The 20,550-nt window shown below is 73.3% G+C and carries 19 protein-coding genes; 11 read left to right on the top strand and 8 right to left on the bottom strand.

Features of this window, described 5'->3' with window-relative positions; genetic code table 11:
• Positions 1-180 precede the first annotated feature (180 nt).
• Positions 181-462: a hypothetical protein gene (locus G407_RS26700; protein ID WP_052341145.1), complete on the bottom strand. Its 282-nt coding sequence runs from the start codon at positions 460-462 to the stop codon at positions 181-183.
• Positions 463-781: 319 nt separating this feature from the next.
• Here G407_RS26700 and cysS point away from each other — a divergent pair, with 319 nt between their 5' ends.
• From cysS to cimA, 3 genes are all read left to right on the top strand, one after another.
• Positions 782-2,218 carry a cysteine--tRNA ligase gene (cysS, locus tag G407_RS26695; protein WP_052341144.1) on the top strand — a complete coding sequence of 479 codons (1,437 nt, stop codon included), beginning with the start codon at positions 782-784 and terminating at the stop codon, positions 2,216-2,218.
• Positions 2,219-2,384: 166 nt separating this feature from the next.
• Positions 2,385-2,897, top strand: a complete 513-nt coding sequence (locus tag G407_RS0109015; protein WP_029030544.1) for a GNAT family N-acetyltransferase — start codon at positions 2,385-2,387, stop codon at positions 2,895-2,897.
• Positions 2,894-4,486, top strand: a complete 1,593-nt coding sequence (gene cimA, locus G407_RS0109010) for a citramalate synthase (protein ID WP_029030543.1) — start codon at positions 2,894-2,896, stop codon at positions 4,484-4,486. The genes G407_RS0109015 and cimA overlap by 4 nt, the downstream gene beginning before the upstream one ends.
• 162 nt (positions 4,487-4,648) lie before the next feature.
• Here the strand turns inward: cimA and G407_RS0109005 are convergent, their stop codons facing one another.
• From G407_RS0109005 to rph, 5 genes are all read right to left on the bottom strand, one after another.
• Positions 4,649-6,028 carry a sigma-54-dependent transcriptional regulator gene (locus G407_RS0109005; RefSeq protein ID WP_029030542.1) on the bottom strand — a complete coding sequence of 460 codons (1,380 nt, stop codon included), beginning with the start codon at positions 6,026-6,028 and terminating at the stop codon, positions 4,649-4,651.
• A complete protein-coding gene (locus G407_RS30345; RefSeq protein WP_052341143.1) occupies positions 6,025-7,458 on the bottom strand; it encodes a sensor histidine kinase in 1,434 nt (477 codons plus the stop codon). Before G407_RS30345 ends, G407_RS0109005 begins: the two co-directional genes overlap by 4 nt.
• A gap of 64 nt (positions 7,459-7,522) precedes the next feature.
• Positions 7,523-8,305 carry a HesA/MoeB/ThiF family protein gene (locus G407_RS0108995; RefSeq protein ID WP_029030541.1) on the bottom strand — a complete coding sequence of 261 codons (783 nt, stop codon included), beginning with the start codon at positions 8,303-8,305 and terminating at the stop codon, positions 7,523-7,525.
• 1 nt (position 8,306) lies between these two features.
• Positions 8,307-8,948, bottom strand: a complete 642-nt coding sequence (gene rdgB / locus G407_RS0108990) for an RdgB/HAM1 family non-canonical purine NTP pyrophosphatase (RefSeq protein ID WP_043539375.1) — start codon at positions 8,946-8,948, stop codon at positions 8,307-8,309.
• Between the two features lie 14 nt (positions 8,949-8,962).
• Positions 8,963-9,676, bottom strand: coding sequence for a ribonuclease PH (gene rph / locus G407_RS0108985; protein WP_029030539.1), 714 nt, complete (start codon positions 9,674-9,676; stop codon positions 8,963-8,965).
• A 301-nt stretch (positions 9,677-9,977) separates the two neighbouring features.
• Between rph and G407_RS0108980 the strand changes: the two genes are divergently transcribed.
• Together G407_RS0108980 and G407_RS0108975 are read left to right on the top strand one after the other, a co-directional pair.
• Positions 9,978-13,334, top strand: coding sequence for a helicase-related protein (locus tag G407_RS0108980; RefSeq protein WP_029030538.1), 3,357 nt, complete (start codon positions 9,978-9,980; stop codon positions 13,332-13,334).
• A gap of 33 nt (positions 13,335-13,367) precedes the next feature.
• A complete protein-coding gene (locus G407_RS0108975; RefSeq protein ID WP_029030537.1) occupies positions 13,368-13,631 on the top strand; it encodes an RNA-binding S4 domain-containing protein in 264 nt (87 codons plus the stop codon).
• A gap of 16 nt (positions 13,632-13,647) precedes the next feature.
• On the opposite strand, the gene G407_RS0108970 is transcribed toward G407_RS0108975, so the two are convergent.
• Complete coding sequence (locus G407_RS0108970; RefSeq protein WP_029030536.1) at positions 13,648-14,385, bottom strand: helix-turn-helix domain-containing protein; 738 nt, start codon at positions 14,383-14,385, stop codon at positions 13,648-13,650.
• Between the two features lie 287 nt (positions 14,386-14,672).
• Between G407_RS0108970 and G407_RS26685 the strand changes: the two genes are divergently transcribed.
• A complete protein-coding gene (locus G407_RS26685; RefSeq protein ID WP_245259062.1) occupies positions 14,673-16,289 on the top strand; it encodes a PAS domain S-box protein in 1,617 nt (538 codons plus the stop codon).
• Positions 16,286-16,909 carry a hypothetical protein gene (locus tag G407_RS0108960; protein WP_029030535.1) on the top strand — a complete coding sequence of 208 codons (624 nt, stop codon included), beginning with the start codon at positions 16,286-16,288 and terminating at the stop codon, positions 16,907-16,909. Before G407_RS26685 ends, G407_RS0108960 begins: the two co-directional genes overlap by 4 nt.
• On the opposite strand, the gene G407_RS0108955 is transcribed toward G407_RS0108960, so the two are convergent.
• Entirely contained in the window at positions 16,898-17,635 is a 738-nt protein-coding gene (locus G407_RS0108955) for a response regulator (RefSeq protein ID WP_029030534.1), read from the bottom strand. The two genes, G407_RS0108960 and G407_RS0108955, sit on opposite strands and share 12 nt — an antisense overlap.
• A gap of 189 nt (positions 17,636-17,824) precedes the next feature.
• Here G407_RS0108955 and G407_RS0108950 point away from each other — a divergent pair, with 189 nt between their 5' ends.
• The 4 genes from G407_RS0108950 to G407_RS0108935 form a co-directional block, all read left to right on the top strand.
• Positions 17,825-18,442 (top strand): sigma-70 family RNA polymerase sigma factor, encoded by a 618-nt coding sequence (locus tag G407_RS0108950; protein WP_084327414.1) that lies wholly within the window; start codon positions 17,825-17,827, stop codon positions 18,440-18,442.
• Positions 18,443-18,476: 34 nt separating this feature from the next.
• Complete coding sequence (locus G407_RS0108945; RefSeq protein ID WP_029030532.1) at positions 18,477-18,728, top strand: hypothetical protein; 252 nt, start codon at positions 18,477-18,479, stop codon at positions 18,726-18,728.
• A gap of 51 nt (positions 18,729-18,779) precedes the next feature.
• On the top strand, positions 18,780-19,856 hold the full coding sequence (locus G407_RS26680) for a PAS domain S-box protein (RefSeq protein WP_052341142.1): 1,077 nt from the start codon (positions 18,780-18,782) through the stop codon (positions 19,854-19,856).
• Positions 19,857-19,941: 85 nt separating this feature from the next.
• Positions 19,942-20,550, top strand: a 609-nt coding sequence (locus G407_RS0108935; protein WP_029030531.1) for a sugar phosphate nucleotidyltransferase, incomplete at its 3' end; no start/stop codon positions are given.

The following is a 20,550-nucleotide window of genomic DNA, read 5'->3' as shown; positions in this document are numbered from 1 at the left end:
GAGAAAGGGCGCTAGACGAGCGCGAAAAAAATTCGGCGGTCGGGCGGAACCGGACCGGGGGAACGACGTTTGCTCGACAACCGGCTCAATCTGCCCCCACGGGCCGGCACCTGGGGCGCGGTCGTTTCGGCGACCGCGCCCTTTTCTCGTTCTCCAGAGAGCCCGAGGCGCGTCGCTCCGTCAGCGCGCGCAGGAGATGGCGAGCGCGCCGGTCTCGCCGTCGGCGCCGAAGCGGACCACTTTGGCGAAGCCGTGGGCGTTGCACCAGGACTGCGCGATCATCGCGCCGCAGGCCTCGCCGCTCGCGAGGCAGCTCGTCGCGCCGTAGCCCTCGGCGGCCGGGATGACGAAGTGCCCGGTCTCCGCGGCGGCGCGGGAGGCCTCGGTCGGCACCAGCATGAAGGACAGCGAGAGGGCGGCGCCGAGCGCCATGAACGCGGTGAGAGCGAGCACGCGACGCATGTGGGACTTCCGTTTCAAGGGCGGGACGATGCCGCAGATTGACGCGGCGGGGTTTGCGGTTCGTTAAGCGTCGACCCGCCGCCGGGTTCCGCCTGCACCTGCGCGGCGGCGTCTTGACTGAATTCGCCGAAAAAGGCAATCAGGTTCCATGCAGACGGCGCACACCATCGCCATTTCCATTTGTCGCTAGCGCTGACCCGCTGGCCGGAGCCGTCACGTCCTCACGACAGGTCGACATCTCCTCGAGCCGGCGGGCACCGGAGGACGTCGCATGGGTGATCAGCGCCCCGCCGGGACGGCGGGACCCGCAGGGGACGAGATGCCGGTACGGGACGCCGGGGGACAGGCGTCGCGGGAGGCGCCGCTCGTCCTCTACAACACGCGAACGCACGCCAAGGAGCCCTTCGCGCCGATCGACCCGGCGCGGGTGCGCATGTACGTCTGCGGCCCCACCGTCTACGACGACGCCCACATCGGCAACGCCCGTCCGGTGATCGTCTTCGACGTGCTCTACCGCCTGCTTCGGCACGTCTACGGCGCCGGCGCCGTCACCTACGTGCGCAACATCACGGACGTCGACGACAAGATCAACGCCCGCGCCGCCCGGGACTACCCGAACCTGCCGCTCAACGAGGCGATCCGGCGCGTCACCGAGGGAACGCACGCGCGCTTCGAGGCCGCCGTCGCGGCGCTCGGCAACCTGCCGCCCACCGTCGAGCCGCGGGCGACCGACCACGTCGCGGAGATGCGCGACATCATCGAGCGCCTGGTCGCGCGCGGCATCGCATACGTCGCCGACGGGCACGTGCTGTTCTCCGTCGCCGCCATGGGCCGGCTCGCGGGCGTGCCGGCCTACGGCTCGCTGGCGCGCCGCTCGCTGGACGAGATGGTCGCGGGCGCGCGAGTCGACGTCGCCTCCTACAAGCGCGACGAGATGGACTTCGTCCTCTGGAAGCCCTCCTCGGCGGGCGAGCCCGGCTGGCCCTCGCCGGCGGGAATCGACGGGCTCGGCCGTCCGGGCTGGCACATCGAGTGCTCGGCCATGGCGTGGGCGCACCTCGTCGCCCCCTTCGCCGGGCGCCTGGCCTGCACCGACGCCGAGGCCGAGATGTTCGACATCCACGGCGGCGGCATCGATCTCGTCTTCCCTCACCACGAGAACGAGATCGCCCAGACCTGCTGCGCCTTCGGCATCCCCCGCATGGCCAACGTGTGGATGCACAACGGCTTCCTCCAGGTCGAGGGGGAGAAGATGTCGAAGTCGCTCGGCAACTTCGTCACCATCGCCGACGTCCTGAAGGACTGGCCGGGCGAGGTGGCCCGCCTCGCCATGCTCAAGACGCACTACCGCCAGCCGATCGACTGGACGGTGCGGGGGCTGGAGGAGGCGGAGCGCAACCTCTCGCGCTGGTATGCCGATCTCGGCGAGCCGGGGGACGCGCCGGACGCCTCCGCCCTCGCGGCGCTCGTCGACGATCTCAACACCCCGGCCGCGATCGCCGCGCTCCACCACGCCGCCCCCGCCGCGCGGCGCGCCGCGCTCGCGCTCATGGGCTTCTCGGGAGACCCCGCCGCGCTCGCCCGCTCGGCGGAGGGGCTCGACGTCGCCGCCGTCGAGGCTCTGGTCTCCGAGCGCACCGCCGCCCGCGCCGCCAAAAACTGGGCCGAGAGCGACCGCCTGCGCGATGTCCTCGCCGGCATGGGCGTGACGGTGAAGGACTCCAAGGACGGGACGACGTGGGAGGTGTCGCGATGACGCTCGGCGGGCGCCCGTCCAACCTCCGCTGCGGCTGCGCCGAACGCGCCCGCGGCCGCGCTCCGCTCCCTCCCCATCGGGGAGGGGACGGCGAGCGGAGCGAGCCAGGGGTGGGGTCCGTCCCGTGCGCGGCGCTGTCCATCGGCGCCTGCCCGAGGACCTCGTCATGACCCGCCGCCCGCCCGTCGCCCTGCGCCCTCTCCTCCCCGCCGACGTCCCCGTCTGCGCGCAGATCTTCCGGGACGCCGTCGAGACGCTGACGGGAGACGACTACGACCCCGCCCAGCAGGAGGCCTGGGCGTCGAGCGCGGACGATCTCGACGCCTTCGGCGCGCGGCTGACGAAGGCGCTCGCCATCGTCGCGACCGACGAGGGCGAGGTGGTCGGCTTCGCCACGCTCGCCGGCAACGAGACACTAGACATGCTCTACGTCGCCCCCGACATGGCCGGGCGCGGCGTCGCGACGACCCTCGTCGACGCGCTCGAGAAGCTCGCCGGCGCGCGCGGCACGAAGGTCCTCACCGTCGAGGCCTCGGACACGGCGCTGCCCTTCTTCATGGATCGCGGCTATGCGCCCCAGCAGCGCAACACCGTCCACCGTGCGGGCCAGTGGCTCGCCAACACCACGATGACGAAGGCGATCGAGCCGCCCGCCGGCGGCGGAGGAAAACCGTCATGAGCGCGCGCATCCACCTGTTCGACACGACACTGCGCGACGGCGCCCAGACGACCGGCGTCGACTTCTCGCTCGCCGACAAGATCGCCATCGCCCGCCACCTCGACGCGCTCGGGATCGACTACGTCGAGGGCGGCTACCCCGGCGCGAACCCGCTCGACACCGAGCTCTTCCGCGAGAAGCGCACGCAGCGCGCGCGCTTCACCGCCTTCGGCATGACCAAGCGCGCCGGGCGCTCGGCGGCGAACGATCCGGGGCTCGCGGCGCTGCTCGAGGCGGACGCCGACGCGATCTGCTTCGTCGCCAAGGCCTGGGACTACCACGTGCGCGTCGCCCTCGAGATCGAGCCGGAGGAGAACCTCGCCTCGATCCGCGAGAGCGTCCAGGCCGCCGTCGCCCGTGGGCGCGAGGCGATGGTCGACTGCGAGCACTTCTTCGACGGCTACAAGGCGAACCCCGACTACGCGCTCGCCTGCGCCCGCACGGCGTGGGAGGCCGGCGCCCGCTGGGTCGTGCTGTGCGACACCAACGGCGGCACGCTTCCCGCCGAGGTCGCGGGCATCGTGGCGCGGGTGTCGGAGATCGTGCCGGGGGACCGTCTCGGCATCCACGCCCACGACGATTGCGGCTGCGCCGTCGCCGTCTCGCTGGCCGCGATCGAGGCGGGCGCGCGCCAGATCCAGGGGACGCTGAACGGGCTCGGCGAGCGCTGCGGCAACGCCAACCTCGTGACGCTGATCGGCACGCTGGCGCTCAAGCCGCATTTCGCCGAGCGCTACACGACGGGCGTGACCCCCGAGGCGCTGGCCCGGCTCACCCCGATCTCGCGCGCGATCGACGAGTTGCTCAACCGACAGCCCAACCGCCACGCGCCCTATGTCGGCGCGAGCGCCTTCGCCACCAAGGCCGGCATCCACGCCTCGGCCGTGCTCAAGGACCCGAAGACCTACGAGCACGTCGCCCCGGAGGCGGTGGGCAACCTGCGCCGGGTGCTGGTCTCCGACCAGGGCGGCAAGTCCAACCTGCGCGCGGAGCTCGAGCGTCTCGGCCTCGACCTCGAGAAGGACGACCCGCGGCTGACCCGCATGCTCACGATCCTCAAGGAGAAGGAATCGCTCGGCTATGCCTACGAGGGCGCGGACGCCTCCTTCTACCTGCTGGTGAAGCGGGTGATGGGCGAGGTGCCGGACTATTTCGACGTGGAGCGCTACTCGGTCAACGTCGAGCGGCGCTGGAACGCGCGGGGCCAGCTCACCACGGTGGCGGAGGCGATCGTCAAGGTGCGGGTCGGCGGCGAGACGCGGATCTCGGCGGCGGAGGGCAACGGCCCCGTCAACGCGCTCGACGTCGCGCTCCGCAAGGATCTCGGCCGCTACCAGGAACTGATCGAGCATCTGGAGCTGATCGACTTCAAGGTGCGCATCTTCCAGGGCGGCACCGACGCCGCCACCCGCGTGCTGGTGGAGTTCCGCGACGGCGAGGGCAGCCGCTTCACCACGGTGGGAGTCTCCCCCAACATCATCGACGCCTCCTTCGAGGCGCTGACGGACGCGATCGACTACACGCTGCTGAAGGCGGGGGCGACGGCGTAGCGAGACGACACTCACCGCCCGATTCCTCCCCGCAGGGGAGGACGACGGCCGAAGGCCGGAGGGTGGGGAGGGCGGCGGGCCGGCTCGCCCGCATGGCTGAACGGCCCCACCGCCCGTGCTTCGCACGGACTCCTCCCCTGCGGGGAGGAAGCGGGCGGCGGCTTACTCCACCGCGATCCCCAGCCGCCGCATCTTCTCCCACAGCGTGGTGCGCGAGACGCCCAGCCGCTGGGCGGTCTCCTGGATGCCGTTGCCGGTGGCGCGCAGCATCGCCTCGATGTGGGCCTTCTCCGCCGCCTCGCGAACCTCGGCCAGCGTCAGGCCCTCGGCCGCAGCCGGCGCGCTCGAGACCGTGGAAGACCCCGCCGGCGGCGGCTTCGGGAGAGCATCGGGGAACAGGTCAGGCGCGCCGATCGCGTCTTCCTCGCACAGCGCCACCGCCCGCTCGACGCGGTTCTTCAGCTCGCGCACGTTGCCCGGCCAGTCGTAGGCCTGCGCCGCCGCGATCGCGTCCGGCGCGGGCGAAACGCGCGTTCCGCGCAGGCGCGGGCCGGCCTCGCCGACGAAGCGGCGCAGCAGCGGCTCGATCTCCGCGGGGCGCTCCCGCAGCGCCGGGATGCGGATCGTGACCACGTTGATGCGATACCACAGGTCCTCGCGGAAGACGCCGCGGGCCACCTCCGCCTCCAGGTCGCGATGCGTCGCGCACACGAGCCGCGCACAGAAGGGGACCGGCCGCACGCCGCCCACCCGCATCAGCTCGCGCTCCTGCACGAGCCGCAGCAGCTTCGCCTGCAGGGCGGCATCGAGCTCGCCGATCTCGTCGAGGAACAGCGTCCCCTCCCCCGCCGTCTCCGCGAGGCCGAGACGGCGCTCGTGGGCGCCGGTGAAGGCGCCCTTCTCGTGACCGAACAGCGCCGAATCGACGAGCTCCGGCGCCAGCGCCGCGCAGTTGACCGCGACGAACGGCCCGGCCCCGCGCCGGCTCTGGGCGTGCAGGAAGCGCGCGGCGACCTCCTTGCCCGTCCCCGTCTCGCCGGTGAGGAGCACCGGCAGGTCGACGTCGGCGATCCGCTCCAGCGTGCGCCGCGTCCCGGAGGTCGCGGGCGAGAGACCGAAGGAGGCGAAGGGGTCCGCCGCCGCGTCGTCGTCCTCACCGGTCTTCGCCGAGCCGTCGCCGCCGGTCGCGGCGCGCAGCTTGTCCACGACCTCGTCGAGCTCGAAGGGCTTCGTCACGTAGTCCCGCGCGCCCATGCGCACGAGCCGCACCGCCTGGTCGATGCCGCCGTAGGCCGTCATGAAGATCGTCGGCACGGCGCCGGCGCGGGCGAAGACGTCGCGCATCAGGCTCTCGCCGTCGCCGTCGGGCAGGCGGATGTCGCACATCACGGCGTCGGGCGTCTGGCGGGCGATCGAAGCCAGCGCTTCGGCGCAGGAGCGCGCCCAGCGCACGTGCCAGCCTTCGAGCGCGAGACGCTGCTGGAGGGAGGCGCCGAGGATCTCGTCGTCCTCGATGACGAGGATCAGCGCGCGCTCGCTCACGACGCCGTCTCCGTGAGCCCGCGCGCGTCCTCGGCGACGGGGCCGGTCGGCAGCCGCACGACGACCGTGGTCCCCTCGCCCGAGCGGCTCTCGACGCGGATCTGGCCGCCGAGATCGTCGATCAGCCGCGAGACCATCCAGAGGCCGAGGCCCTTGCCCTTGGTGAGCGGCGTCGTGCCCCGCCCCTCGGTGACGAAGGCGAGCACGTCCTCGGGCATGCCCTGGCCCGAATCCGAGACGGCGAAGCGCGTCTCGCCCGGCTCCTGCTCGACGCGGAGCCCGACGCGGCCGTGCTCGGGGGAGGCCTTGCAGGCGTTGAGCAGGAGGTTGAGCAGGATCTGGCGCAGCGCGTCCGTGTCCGCCGCGATCGGACGCATCGCCTCGACGGCCCAGTCGAGCGCAACGTGCCGCCGGCGCGCCTCGGGCGCGACGAGGAGCTGGATGTCCATCAGGTCCTCGCGGGAGAAGCGCATCCGCCCCGGCGCGGGGCGGTAGGTGGAGAGCATGGCGTCGGCGACGCGCTCGATCGAGCGCAGGCCCCGCTCGATCAGGTCGAGCGTGTCGGCGCGGACCTCCGGCTTGTCGCCGAAGCGACGCAGGGTCGAGACGGCGTTCAGCAGCCCGGCGAGCGGGTTTCGCACCTCGTGCGCGAGGCCCGCGGCGAGCTTGGCGAGCAGCGCGTTGCGCTCCTTCTCGCCGAGGTCCGCGAGCGCCTGGTTGCGCGCCTCCTCCGCCTCGAGCCGCGTGGTGATGGCGTCGCGCAGGCGCGAGATCTCGGCACTGGCCGGGCGCGTCGCCACCTTCCGATCGCCCCGTGCCCCATCCTGCGTCACCAGCTCGCGGGCGAGCGCGTCGAGCGGTGCGACGGCGCGTCGGGTGATCGCGAAGGTCAGGAGCGCCGCGATCGTCGCGAGCACGAGGTCGATGACGATCGCCCACGCCTCGTTGCGGGAGAGCTCGGCCACGAGATCGCTCGCGTCGAGCGCGGCGACGAGCTCCAGCCGCGCATCCGCGACCTCGTAGGCGCGGGCGATGATGGCGCGGGTTCCCGGCTCGGCGCGGGCGAAGACGACGGTGCTCGCCGGCGCCTGCGCGATCGCCGCGAGCGCCTGCGCCATGTCGGCCCCGCCGGAATCGCCGCGGGAGACCGAGCGCACCACGCCGTCCGGCCCGCGCCAGCGCGCGACGAGGCTCTCCTCGGCGAGGGTCTCGCGGAACGCGAGCGGGTCGTCGAGGAGATCGGCCACCGCGGCCTCGCCCTCGCCGAGTCGTGGGGCGACGACGCCCGCGAGCGCATTGAGGAAGATCGTGGCCTTGGCCTCGAGCGCCCGCACCTCGCGGCTCTCCAGGAAGGCGAGGCCGATCTGCGTCGTGCCGACGGCGACCGCGAACATCGTGATCGAGACGCCGAGCGGCAACAGGACCGTCAAAGGCCAGCGTCGGGAGGAAGCGGTGCGCATGCCGCGATTCTAGGTGGCGTGGCGCCGCTTGTCATCAGCCGGCGTCGGGCGTCCCGCTCAGCGGGTTCCTCGGGTGCCAGCCGTAGCGCAGCGTCTCGAAGCGCATGGCGCGGGCATCGACCATGAGGAGGCGCCCGACGAGACCCTCGCCGAAGCCGACGATCTCGCGCACGATCTCCATCGCCATCATGGAGCCCATCACGCCCGCGAGCGCGCCGAGCACGCCGGCCTCCGCGCAGGTCGGGATCGCGCCCGGGGGCGGGGCGTCGGGGAAGAGGCAGCGATAGGTCGGGTTCGGCCGCCCGTCGGGTCCGGTCTCGTGGGCGCGGATCGTGGTCAGCGTCCCGTCGAACTGGCCGAGCGCCGCCGTGACCAGCGGGCGCTTCTCGTGGAAGCAGGCGTCGGACACCGCGTAGCGGGTGGCGAAATTGTCCGATCCGTCGGCTACGAGGTCGTAGGCCGCGACGAGGTCGCGGGCGTTCGCCTCGGTGAGACGGGTACGATGCGTCTCGACCCCGACGTGCGGGTTGAGGCGGGCGACCGCGTCCGCCGCGCTCGCGACCTTGGGGCGGCCCACGTCGGGCGTGCCGTGGATCACCTGGCGCTGGAGGTTGCCCAGATCGACGACGTCGTCGTCGACGATACCGATCGTGCCGACTCCCGCCGCGGCGAGGTACTGGATCAGCGGCGCGCCGAGCCCGCCGGCGCCGACGACGAGCACCCGCGCGGCCTTCAGCCGCGCCTGTCCCGGCCCGCCGACGTCCTGGAGGACGAGGTGGCGGGCGTAGCGGGCGATCTCGTCGGGCGTCAGCGCCATCTCACCCCTCGCGACGCGGGCCGAGGACCGCGGCGGCGAGCTTCCGGAAGGCGCGCGCCCGGTGGGAGAGGCCGCTGTGCGGGTCGCTCCAGTCGATCCCGTGCTTCTCGTCCGCGGTCATCTCGCCGAAGGTGCGGGTCTCGCCGTCGGGCAGGAAGATCGGGTCGTAGCCGAAGCCCGCCGTGCCGCGCGGCGGCCAGACGATCGCGCCGGGGCAACGCCCCTCGAACAGCTCCTCCCGCCCGTCCGGCCAGGCGACGACGAGGGCGGAGACGAACCAGGCGGTCGTGTCGGTCGCCGCACGCTTGTCGAGCTCGCGCTTCACGCGCTCCATCGCCGGGCCGAAGTCCCGGTTCACGGACCAGTCGGCGGAGAACAGGCCCGGCGCGCCGTCGAGCGCCAGCACGCAGATGCCCGAGTCGTCGGAGATGGCGGGCAGGCCCGTCGCCTGCGCGGCGGCGTGCGCCTTGATCGCCGCGTTCTCGGAGAACATCGTGCCGGTCTCGTCGGGCACGGGCAGGCCGTGCTCGCCCGCCGAGGTCGCCGCGACGCCGAACGGGGCGAGCAGCTCGCGCATCTCCCGGAGCTTGCCGGCGTTGTGGGTCGCGATCACGACCGGGCCCTCGAGGCGGCGATGCTGCATCTGTCGCGCTCCCGTCAGGCGATGGCCTGCTTCTGCTTCTCGACGAGGCCCGCGACGCCCGCCTTGGCGAGGTGGAGGAGGCCGATCAGCTCCTCCTCGGAGAAGGGCGCGCCCTCCGCCGTGCCCTGCACCTCGACGATGCCCCCCTTGCCGGTGATGACGAAGTTCGCATCCGTCTCGGCGACCGAGTCCTCGGCGTAGTCGAGGTCGATCACGGGCTTGCCCTGGTGGATGCCGCAGGACACGGCCGCGACGTGGTCGCGCAGCGGGTTCACCGAGATGATCGAGCGCTTCATCATCCAGGCGAAGCACTCGTGCAGCGCGACCCAGGCGCCGGTGATCGCGGCGGTGCGCGTGCCGCCGTCCGCCTGGATCACGTCGCAGTCGACGACGATCTGCCGCTCGCCGATGGCGTGGAGATCGACGACGGCACGCAGCGAGCGGCCGATGAGGCGCTGGATCTCCTGCGTGCGGCCGGACGGCTTGCCGGAATTCACCTCGCGGCGGGTGCGCTCGTGTGTGGCGCGCGGCAGCATGGCGTACTCCGCCGTGACCCAGCCCTTGCCGGTGCCGCGCAGCCAGCCCGGCCCGCGCTCCTCGAGCGAGGCGGCGCACAGCACCTTCGTCTCGCCGAAGGTGACCATGCACGAGCCTTCCGCATAGCGCACGACGCCGCGCTCGAGGGTGACGGGGCGCATCTCGTCGGGCGCGCGCTTCGAGGGCCGCATCATGGGATCTCCGTTGTCGGTGGCACGCGTCTTACGCCTCGCGGGGATGCGGGGCAAGGCGCGGCAGCCCCGGTCTCGCCCCCCCTCTCGCGCTCGCGTCCGATCCGTTCTAGGAATGGCCGCAGCCGACCCCATATGGGGAGGCGAGAGAGCCGCTCTCGCGAGAACGAATCCGGATTCCTCCGGAATCGCCGATTCGCCCCCGTTTCGTTCGACGCCCGTTCCGGGCGGGCCGCCCGGGCTCCCCGCTAGCGCGGAGACCGGGCCGCGCATCGTCCCCTCAGGTCCAGCCGCCCGCCCGATGCCTCGCCTCACCCTTCCGCCGCAGGCCCGCTCGCGCGGGGTGACCGCGGTTCTCGGCCCCACCAACACGGGCAAGACGCATCTCGCCATCGAGCGGATGCTCGGCCATTCGTCCGGCATGATCGGCCTGCCGCTGCGGCTGCTCGCGCGGGAGGTCTACGGCCGCGTGGTTGAGCGCGCCGGCGCGGACGCGGTCGCCCTCGTCACCGGCGAGGAGAAGATCAAGCCGAAGCACCCGCGCTACTGGATCTGCACCGCCGAGGCGATGCCGCGGGACCTCGACCTCGCCTTCGTCGCGATCGACGAGATCCAGCTCGCCGCCGATCTCGACCGCGGGCACGTCTTCACCGATCGCCTGCTCAACCAGCGGGGCCGCGAGGAGACGCTGCTCATCGGCTCCTCCACCATGGAGCCGCTGGTGAAGGCGCTCATACCGGGCGTGCACGTCACCACCCGCCCACGGCTCTCGCAGCTGACCTTCGCCGGCTCGAAGAAGCTCTCGCGCCTGCCCGCCCGCACCGCCATCGTCGCCTTCTCGGCGGAGGAGGTCTACGCCATCGCCGAGCTGATCCGCCGCCAGCGCGGCGGGGCGGCGGTGGTGCTCGGCGCGCTCTCGCCGCGCACGCGGAACGCCCAGGTCGCGCTCTACCAGTCGGGCGACGTCGACTACCTCGTCGCCACCGACGCCATCGGCATGGGGCTCAACCTCGACGTCGACCACGTCGCCTTCGCGGCCGACCGCAAGTTCGACGGCTTCCGTTTCCGCAGGCTCAACCCCTCGGAGGTCGGGCAGATCGCGGGGCGCGCCGGGCGCCACCTCAACGACGGCACGTTCGGCACGTCGGGGCGCTGCGACCCGTTCGACGTCGAGATCGTCGAGGCGGTGGAGGGACACCGGTTCGAGCCCGCGCGGATCCTGCAGTGGCGCAACCCCGACCTCGATTTCCGCTCCATCGACGCGCTCCAGCGCGCGCTGGCCGAGGTGCCCCGGGAGCACGGCCTCACCCGCGCACCGATGGCCGAGGACGTCGCGGCACTCGAGATCCTCGCGCGCGACGATTCGGTGCGCCACCACGCCAGCGGCCGCGCCGCGGTCGAGCGGCTCTGGGACGTCTGCCAGGTTCCCGATTATCGCAAGGTGTCGCCGCAGAGCCACGCCGACCTCGTCTCCGCCATCTACCTCTTCCTGATGCGCGACGGGGCGGTTCCCGACGATTGGTTTCGCCGCCACATCTCGCTGCTCGACCGCGTCGACGGCGATATCGACACGTTGTCCGCCCGCATCGCCCAGGTGAGGACCTGGACCTTCGTCGCCAATCGACCCGACTGGTTACGCGATCCGGAGCATTGGCAGAGCGTGGCGCGTGGGGTAGAGGACAAGCTGTCGGATGCGCTGCACGAGCGGCTGGCGAGCCGGTTCGTGGATCGGCGGACCAGCGTCCTGATGCGGCGCTTGAGAGAGAACGCGATGCTTGAAGCGGAAATTTCGGCGAGCGGCGACGTGAGCGTCGAGGGTCAGCACGTCGGGCGCCTGTCCGGCTTCGTCTTCGTGCCGGACCCGGGCGCCACGGGCGACGAGGCGAAGACCCTGCGCAACGCCGCGGTCAAGGGTCTCGCGGGCGAGATCGAGGCGCGCGCCGACCGGTTCTCGACGGCCGCCGACACGACCTTCGTCCTCTCCAACGACGGCACCATCCGCTGGCAGGGCGAGCCGGTGGCGCGGCTCGAGCCGGGCGAGAAGATCTTCGAGCCGCGGGTGCGGCTCATCGCCGACGAGCACCTGACCGGAGGCGCGCTGGAGAAGGTCGAGTGTCGTCTCCAGGCATGGCTCAAGGCGCACGTGGTGCGCACGCTCGGGCCCCTGCTCGAGATGGAGGATGCCGCCGACCTGACGGGCATCGCCAAGGGCATCGCCTACCAGATCGCCGAGGCGCTCGGCGTGCTCGAGCGCTCGCGCGTCCTCCAGGAGGTGCGCGGCCTCGACCAGCAGGCCCGTGCGGCGCTGCGCCAGAAGGGCATCCGCTTCGGCGCCTACCATCTCTATCTCCCCGCGCTGATGAAGCCCGCTCCGCGCACGCTGGCGGCGCAGCTCTGGGCGCTGAAGAACGGCGGGCTCGATCAGAAGGGCATCGACGAGATCGCCGCGCTCGCCTCCTCCGGGCGCACGTCGATCCCCGTGGACACCGAGGTCGCCAAGGGCCTCTATCGCTCGGCCGGCTTCCGCGTCTGCGGTGGGCGTGCCGTGCGCGTCGACATCCTCGAGCGCCTGGCGGACCTCATCCGCCCGGCCATCGCCTACGTGCCGGGGCAGAGCGTCGGTGAGCCGCCGGCGGGCGCCGCGGAGGGCGACGGCTTCGTCGGCACGGTGGCGATGACGTCGCTGGTCGGCTGCGCCGGCGAGGACTTCGCCCAGATCCTGCGCTCGCTCGGCTACGTCTCCGAGGAGCGCGCCGGGCCGGCGATCACCTCGGCGATCCTGAAGCCCGCGCCGACGACGCCGGTCGCGCCGGTGCCGGCGCCGGCCGCGAGCGAGGCGCCCGCAGGCGAGGCGGCTCCGGAGGATGCGGGCGCGGCCGAGCCGGACGCGACGGACGCCCCGGCCGTTGCCGAGGAGCAGCCGCAGGCGGACGCGGCGGAGCATCCGCCCGAAGCCTCCCCGGCCGAGGCATCCCCCGCGGAGGTCGCTTCGGCGGAGGTCGCTCCGGTGGAGATGGCCGAGACCGCGGTCGCTGCGGTGGAGCCCGAGGCGGAGGCCCATGCCGAGACGCCTGCCGCACCCGAGGCCGCGGTGTCCGAAGCCACCCTCGAGATCGCGAGCGAGCCCGTGGTCGCCGAGGCTCCGGCCGAGGAGGCCGCACCGAGCGAAACCGAAGCCGGCGAGACCGAAGCCGGCGAGACCGATGCCGTCGAGGCCGCGCCGAGCGAGCCGGCCGCGACCGAGACGATCGTCGTCTGGCGTCAGGGCCGGCGCGAGGGGCGCGGTCGCTCCGGCCGCCAGGGCAACCGTCCCGGACGGGACGGGCGCGGCCCGCGCCGCGAGGGCGCACAGGCTCCCGGCCGGCAGGGCGGCGAGCCGCGCCGCGAAGGCGGCCAGGGCCGTCGGGATGCGCCCGGCGAGGGTCGTGACGAGCGCCGGGCGAGCGGCAAGGGCAACGGAGCGGGACACGGCAAGGGCGGCGGTCCCGGCGGCGGACGCAAGGACGTCTTCCGCGGGGCCGACGCACCGCGCGGCGGCGGCAAGGACCGCGGCGGCCCCCAGCAGGCCCGTCCGCCCCGCCGAGAGAAGCAGGCGGACCCGGATTCGCCCTTCGCCAAGCTCGCCGCCCTGAAGGCGCAGCTCGAGGAGAAGAAGTGATGGGCCCCGGCGGCGCAAGCCGAGCCTGAGCCCGTGCGCGAGGACCGCCAGCGCCTCGACAAGTGGCTCTGGTACGCGCGCTTCGCGCGCACCCGCACGCTCGCGGCGCGGCTCGTCGAGAGCGGCCACGTGCGGGTCAATGGACAGCGGCAGACGAATCCGGCCAAGGGCGTCGTGGTGGGCGACGTCCTGACCGTCGCCGCCCCGCACGTCACCACCGCGATCCGCGTCCTCGACCTGGGCGAGCGCCGCGGCCCCGCGGGCGAGGCGCAGGCGCTCTACGAGGCGGCCGGATGACGGGCGGTCGCCCGCGTCAATGGAGCCGACCGGCAGGCAGCCGCAGGCCGGGCCCGGAGAGCCGCGCCTGCCGGGACACCTGCGGCGGAGCGTCGAGGCCGCCGCGGCGCCGCAGGGACTCCGGATCGAGGACGACGAGGCTCGCAGGCTCGGCGAGCCGCACCACGCCCTCCTGCGCCAGCATCGCCAGCGCCCGCCCGAGCGTCTCGAGGCCGATGCCGAGATGGTCGGCGACATCGGCGCGGGGCATCGGCACGGGCACGATCGCGCCCGGCCGGAGGGCGACGCCCTGGCGCGCGCAGAGCCCGAGGACGAAGTGCGCGAGCCGCTCGGCCGGCGCCCGGGCGAGGGACACGAAGGCCTGCGTCCCCGCGCTCGCGATCTCCTCCTGCAGGCCCCCGACGATTCGCGCCTGGAGCGCGCGATCCGACGCCGCGAGGGCGTAGAGCCGCGCCTGCGGCATGCGGCGCACGGCGAGATGCAGCACGGCCTCGCCGGTGAAGCCCCAGGTCTCCACGCGCGCGAGCCCGACGACGTCTCCCGGGAAGAGGAACCCGTCGACGGCGCGCCGCCCGTCCCGCAGCCGACGCTGAAGGCGCGCCACGCCAGCCTCCACGCGCAGGACGTCGCGGGCCGGCTCGCCTTCGCGGGCGAAGGCGCAGCCGGGCGCGCACCGTTCGACGGGGCAATCGCGGAACGCGGCCGCGAGCGCGTCCTCGGGGCCGCCGGACGGGTCGTCGGGGCTCTCGGGCATCGGGGGTGCCTCTCCTGACGCGGGGGGCGCGCACCGCGGCCCTCGCGGGTCGCCGCAGTCTAGCGTGGCTGTCCCCGGGTGTCGCTCACCGACCACGGCGCTCGTCCGAGGCCGCACGAAGTGCCCAAGGCATTGAAGTAGACGCGCTTTTTCGAGGCGATGCACCGTGCGACCCGCCCGTCCGTCACAATTCCTCACGTTTCGGCGCACATCGTCACGCGCGGCGGCGCGCGCGGATCATGCGCACGTGCTCATCTGCGGGCGAACCCGAGACCGGGACGAGGACGATGGCGGACGAGGACTCATCGCGAGGGGACGACGGGCCGGCGGGCGGCGCGGCGGCGGCCGGCGATCCCGTGGCGCTCCACGCGGCACGCCTGCGGTCGATCCTCGACACGGCGCCGGACGCGATCATCCTCATCGACGAGCGCGGGCGGATCGAGAGCTTCAGCCGCGCCGCCGAGCGGCTGTTCGGCTATCACGCCCGCGAGGTCGTCGGCCGCAACGTCGCGATCCTGATGCCGCACCCCTACCGGGAGGCGCACGACGGCTACCTCGAACGCTACCGGCGCACCGGCGAGCGGCACATCATCGGCACCGGCCGGCTCGCCAAGGCGCGGCGCAAGGACGGCGGCATCTTCCCGATCGAGCTCTCCGTCGGCGAGGTGGAGATCGACGGCACGCGGCTGTTCACCGGCTTCATCCGCGATCTCACCGCCCGCCGGCGCATGGAGCAGGAGCTGCGCCAGGCGCAGAAGATGGAAGCCGTGGGGCAGCTCACGGGCGGGGTGGCGCACGACTTCAACAACCTCCTGACGGTCATCCTCGGCAATCTCGAGATGCTCGAGATGCGCGTCGCCGATGCCCGCCAGCAGGATCTCGTGCGCGAGGCGCGCGAGGCCGCCGAGCTGGGGGCGCAGCTCACCGAGCGGCTCCTCGCCTTCGGGCGGCGGCAGCAGCTCAAGCCGCGGCCGATCGCGCCCCGGGCGCTGCTCGAGGATCTCGCGCCGCTGCTGCGCCGCACGCTCGGCGAGACGATCGAGGTCGCGATCCGCGCCGCGAGCGACCTCCGGCGCACGCTCGTCGACCCCGGCCAGCTGCAGAACGCGTTGATCAACCTCGCGCTCAACGCGCGCGACGCGATGCCCGGGGGCGGCCGGCTCCTGATCGAGGCGCGCTGCGTCGACACCCGAGCCGACGACGGCCGCGCCGACCCCGAGGTCGGCCAGGGATGCTGGGTCCTCCTCTCCGTGGCGGACACGGGCACGGGCATGTCCCGCGCGGTGGCCGAGCGGGCCTTCGAGCCCTTCTTCACGACGAAGGAGGTCGGCGCCGGCACGGGGCTCGGCCTGTCGATGGTCTACGGCTTCGTCCGGCAGTCGCAGGGGCACGCGGTGATCGACAGCACGCCCGGACGCGGCACCACCGTGCACATGTACCTCCCCTGCGCCGACGAGGCTCCCGAGGAGGACGCGCCGGCGACGGCCGCGCTCGGCGCCTACAGGGCGAGCGGCGAGACGATCCTCGTCGTCGAGGACCAGCCGCGCGTGCGCCGCCTCGCCGTCGCCCGCCTGCGCGAGCTCGGCTATGCGGTGCTCGAGGCGCCGAACGGCCCCGCCGCCCTCGAGTGCCTCGCCGACCCGGCGCCGATCGACCTCGTTCTCACCGACGTCGTGATGCCGGGCGGGATGACCGGCGACGAGCTCGCCGTGCGCGCCCGCGCGCTCAGGCCCGGCGTGAAGGTCGTCCTCACCTCCGGCTTCGCCGAGCCCGCCGCGCTGCGCGACGGCGCGGCCGACGCTGGCGTCTTCCTGAAGAAACCCTATACTGCCTTCGAGCTCGGCCGTGTCCTGCGCCGGACGCTCGCCGGCTCCGAGCCCTCGCCCCGAAGCCCGCGCCCGTGACGACGATCACCCGCCCCGCCATCCTCGCCGCAGATGGCATCCTCTCCGCGCTCGAAGGCGTCGCCTTCGCGACCGACGACGACGGCACGATCGTCGCCGTGGGCGGGCGCAACTGGGATTCGGCGCTGGCACGCAACGGCGGCGGGGCGGAATACGGGTCGCGCGCGGTGATCGGCCGCAACATGTTCGAGGTCATCCAGGGTGACGACGTGGCGCGGCGCTACCGCGACTGGATGCGGGCGCTCCGCCACGAGCGCGACGACGTCGCCTTCACCTTCCGCTGCGATGCGCCGCACGAGCGCCGGGAGCTGCGGATGGCGATCACCAAGGTCGAGCGCGACGGGCGCCACGCCGGCTTCCTGTTTCACTCCACCGCCCTGTCGAGCGCCCGGCGCCCGCCGATCGACCTCTTCGACGTCGAGGCGCAGCTCGCCGCGCGCCGCGCGGCGCTGGAGAAGCCGCACGTCACGCTCTGCTCCTTCTGCCATGCGGTCCACGACGGCGTGCGCGAGATCGGGTCGTGGCTGACGCCGGAGGCGTACTACGCTGCCGGCGGCTCGTCGGACGTGCGGATCAGCCACGGAGTCTGCCCGTCCTGCAGCGCGAGCCTACCGAGCTGAGGCCACCGGCTCGCGGGTCACGCGGCCGGCGAAGACGTAGCCGACGCCCCGCACGGACTTGATCAGCTCGGGCTCCTTCGGCCGCGCCTCGATCTTCTTGCGCAGGCGCGCGACCTGCGCGTCGATGGTCCGGTCGTAGGCGGCCCAGTCGCGCCCCCGCGTGAGATCCATCAGGCGGTCGCGATCGAGCACGCGCCCGGCGTGCTCGAGGAAGATCGTCAGCAGCGCGTATTCCCCGCCGGTGAGCCGGACCTCCTCGCCCGACGGCGCGAGGAGGCGCCGCCGCTCGGAATCGAGCGTGAAGCCGTGGAAGCGCACCAGCACGCCGTGCCCGGTGTCGGGCGGGGCCGCGCGCGGGGCGAGGCGCCGCAGCACCGTCTTGATGCGCGCGAGCACCTCTCGCAGGTGGAAGGGCTTGGCGATGTAGTCGTCCGCACCGACCTCGAGCCCGACCACGCGGTCGACGAGGTCGCCACGGCCGGTCACCATGATGATGCCGATGTCGGAGCGCTGCCGAAGCTCGCGGGCGAGGATGAGGCCGTCGTCCTGCGGCAGGACGAGGTCGAGGAGCACGAGGTCCGCCGGGTCGGCCTCCAGGACCGACCACATCGCCGCCCCGCTCTCGGCGGCGCTGACCCGGAATCCCTCGTCGGCGAGGTAGCGGGTGAGCATCTGCCGGATGCCCGGGTCGTCGTCGACGACCAGTATGTGCTGCGGTGCGCTCATCGATGCTCGGATCTTCCCGGAGGCGAGCCTAGCAGCAAGCCGCGGCCCGCGGCACCCCGGAGATTCAGACGCTCCGATGATCGCTGCCGTTACACTTCGTGACGAAACGCCACCGAACGGCATGAACGCGCGGGAACCACCCGCGCGATAGTGAGCACGGTCCCCGATGGCCGAGGAGGGTCGCGCACCATGTCGAACCTTGTCGATCAGCGCAGCTCGTCGTGCGGTCACGAGACGGCGGGGCACGCCGTCCCGCCGGCGCGGAGCGCGGACGAGGCTCTGCGCTCGGATTTGCTCGCGGCCACGCCCCATCTGCGCGCCTATGCCCTGTCCTTGTGCGGCAGCCCGGACCGCGCGGACGATCTCACGCAGGACACGCTGCTGCGGGCCCTCTCGAAGCTCGATCGCTTCGAGCCCGGCACCAACCTGCGCGCCTGGCTGTTCACGATCCTGCGCAACCTGTTCTTCTCGGAGCACCGCAAGCGCCGCCACGAGGTCGAGGACGTCGACGGCGTCTACAGCGAGCGCCTGACGACGCTGCCGGCACAGCAGGCGCGGCTCGACTTCGAGGACTTCCGGGCGGCGCTGGCGCGGCTGTGCCCCGAGCAGCGCGAGGCGCTGATCCTGGTCGGCGCCGAGGGCCTGACCTACGAGGAGGCCGCGGGAATCTGCGGGGTGGCCGTCGGCACGATCAAGAGCCGCGTCCACCGCGCGCGCCTGCGCCTGGCGGAGTACCTCGGCCTCGTCCCGATCGAGGATTTCGGGCCCGACCGCACGCTGCGTGCGGCGCTCCTGATGGCCGCCTGATCATCCACCCCCGTTCTCGCCCATGGATCGCATCATGATCGTCCCGTCCCCCGGCGCCGTGCCGCGCGCACGCACGGTGCGGTACGAGCCGCTTCGGCATGCGCCGGATCTCGACCTGTGCTGCGCGGCTCCCGGGGCCGGGGCCGCCCCCCGCTTCCTCGACGACACCCGGCGCTTCGCGGGCCGGATCGACGACGCGGCCGCCCGCCTCCGCGAGCACCTCGTCGCCGTCCACCCGTCTATGGCCTGCCGCCGCGCCGACGCGGGAGCCGCCATGCCCAGGTGACCGCCGCCGCCCTCCGAAGCTCCCTCCCCCGTTCGGACGACAGCCGCCTACATGCCGACCCAAAGCCCCGAGACGGCCCTCCCGCCGCCCTCCGCCGCCTCCCTCGACGCGAAAGCCGTCCCGCCTGCCGCCGCCGACTGGCTCGCGCTCGTGGGCGACGCCGTCGTCGTCACCGACGAGAGCGGCCGCATCGTGCTCTTCAATCGCGCCGCCGAGACGATCTTCGGCTACGCGGCGGACGAGGCGCTCGGCGCGCCCGTGGAGATGCTCATCCCCGAGCGCTTCCGCTCCGGCCACATCCGCGACGTCGCGGCCTTCGCCCGCGGCGGCGAGACCGCCGGACGCGTCATGGGCCACCGGCGCGAGGTGCTGGGCCTGCGTCGCGACGGGGACGAGTTCCCCGTCCAGGCGACGGTGGCGCGCGGTCGGCACGAGGGCCGCCTGCTGCTGACGGTGGCAATCCGCGACGCCTCCGAGCGCATCCGTCTGGAGGAGCAGCGCCGGCTCATGGTGGAGGAGCTGAACCACCGCGTGAAGAACATGATCGCGATCGTGAATGCGCTGGTCTCGCTCAGCGCGCGCGGCGCGACCTCCGTCGACGCCTACAGGACGGCCCTGCAGCGCCGGCTCGGCGCGATGTCCGAGACGAGCAGCCTGCTGGACGAGGAGGGCTCGAGCGGAGCCTCGCTCGCGGCGCAGCTCGAGCACGAGCTCGGGCCCTGGCGCGACCAGGAGAGCGCCAACGTGCGGCTCGCCGGGCCGCACGTCACCTTCGAGCCGAAGGCCGAGCTGTCGATGCGCCTCGCCATCCACGAGCTCGCCACCAACGCCGCCAAGTACGGCGCCCTGAGCGTGCCCGTCGGCCGCGTCGACGTGACCTGGCGGCTCGACGACGGGCCGGTCGGGCGTCGGCTCGTGCTCGACTGGCAGGAGGCCGGCGGCCCGACGGTGGCACCGCCGCAGCGCCGGGGCTTCGGGTCGACGCTGATCGAGGCCCTGGTCGCGCGCTCCCTCGGCGGCGCGGTCCGCCTCGACTTCCGGGCCGAGGGCCTGCAGTGCCGCATCGAGCTGCCGCTCGGCGACGGAGACTCGTCCGTGGGCGCTGCACGCCGCGCGCATCCGTGTTAAGCCGGCCGAAAGGCGCGCGGCCGTTACATGCGCCGCGAGGCTCCCCTGCGTGAGCCCGCGCGGCAATGGCCGCCCGGAGGACGAGATGGCGCGCATCACCCCCCTGATCATGGCCGGCGGCGCCGGCACGCGGCTGTGGCCGGCCTCGCGCACGGGTGCGCCCAAGCAGTTCATCCAGCTGCTCGGCGCACGCTCGACCTTCCAGGACACCTGCCTGCGGGTGGCGGACCCGGAGCTGTTCGGCCCGCCGATCGTGATCACGAACCACGACTACCGCCACATGGTCGCCGACCAGCTCGCCGCCATCGGCGTCGCGGGCGAGATCCTGCTCGAGCCCATGCGCCGCGAGTCCGGCCCGGCGATCGCGGCGGGCGCGGCCTTCCTCGCCGCGCGCGAGCCGCAGGGGCTGATGCTGGTGCTCGCCGCCGACCACGTGGTGCGCGACGAGGACGCGTTCCGCAGCGTCGCGCGGGCGGCGGCCGCGGCGGCGGCCGAGGGCGCCATCGTCACCTTCGGCATCCGCCCCGACCGGCCCGAGACCGGCTACGGCTACATCAGGCCCGGCGCGCCGACCGGCCTGGCCGGCGTGCACGCCCTCGACGCCTTCGTCGAGAAGCCGGACGCCGCGCGCGCCGCCGACTACGTCGCCTCGGGCTATCTCTGGAACTCCGGCAACTTCCTCTTCCGCGCCGAC

The organism is Salinarimonas rosea DSM 21201, assembly GCF_000429045.1.
GTDB lineage: Bacteria > Pseudomonadota > Alphaproteobacteria > Rhizobiales > Beijerinckiaceae > Salinarimonas > Salinarimonas rosea.
This window is presented reverse-complemented; position numbering and strand designations above follow the sequence as displayed.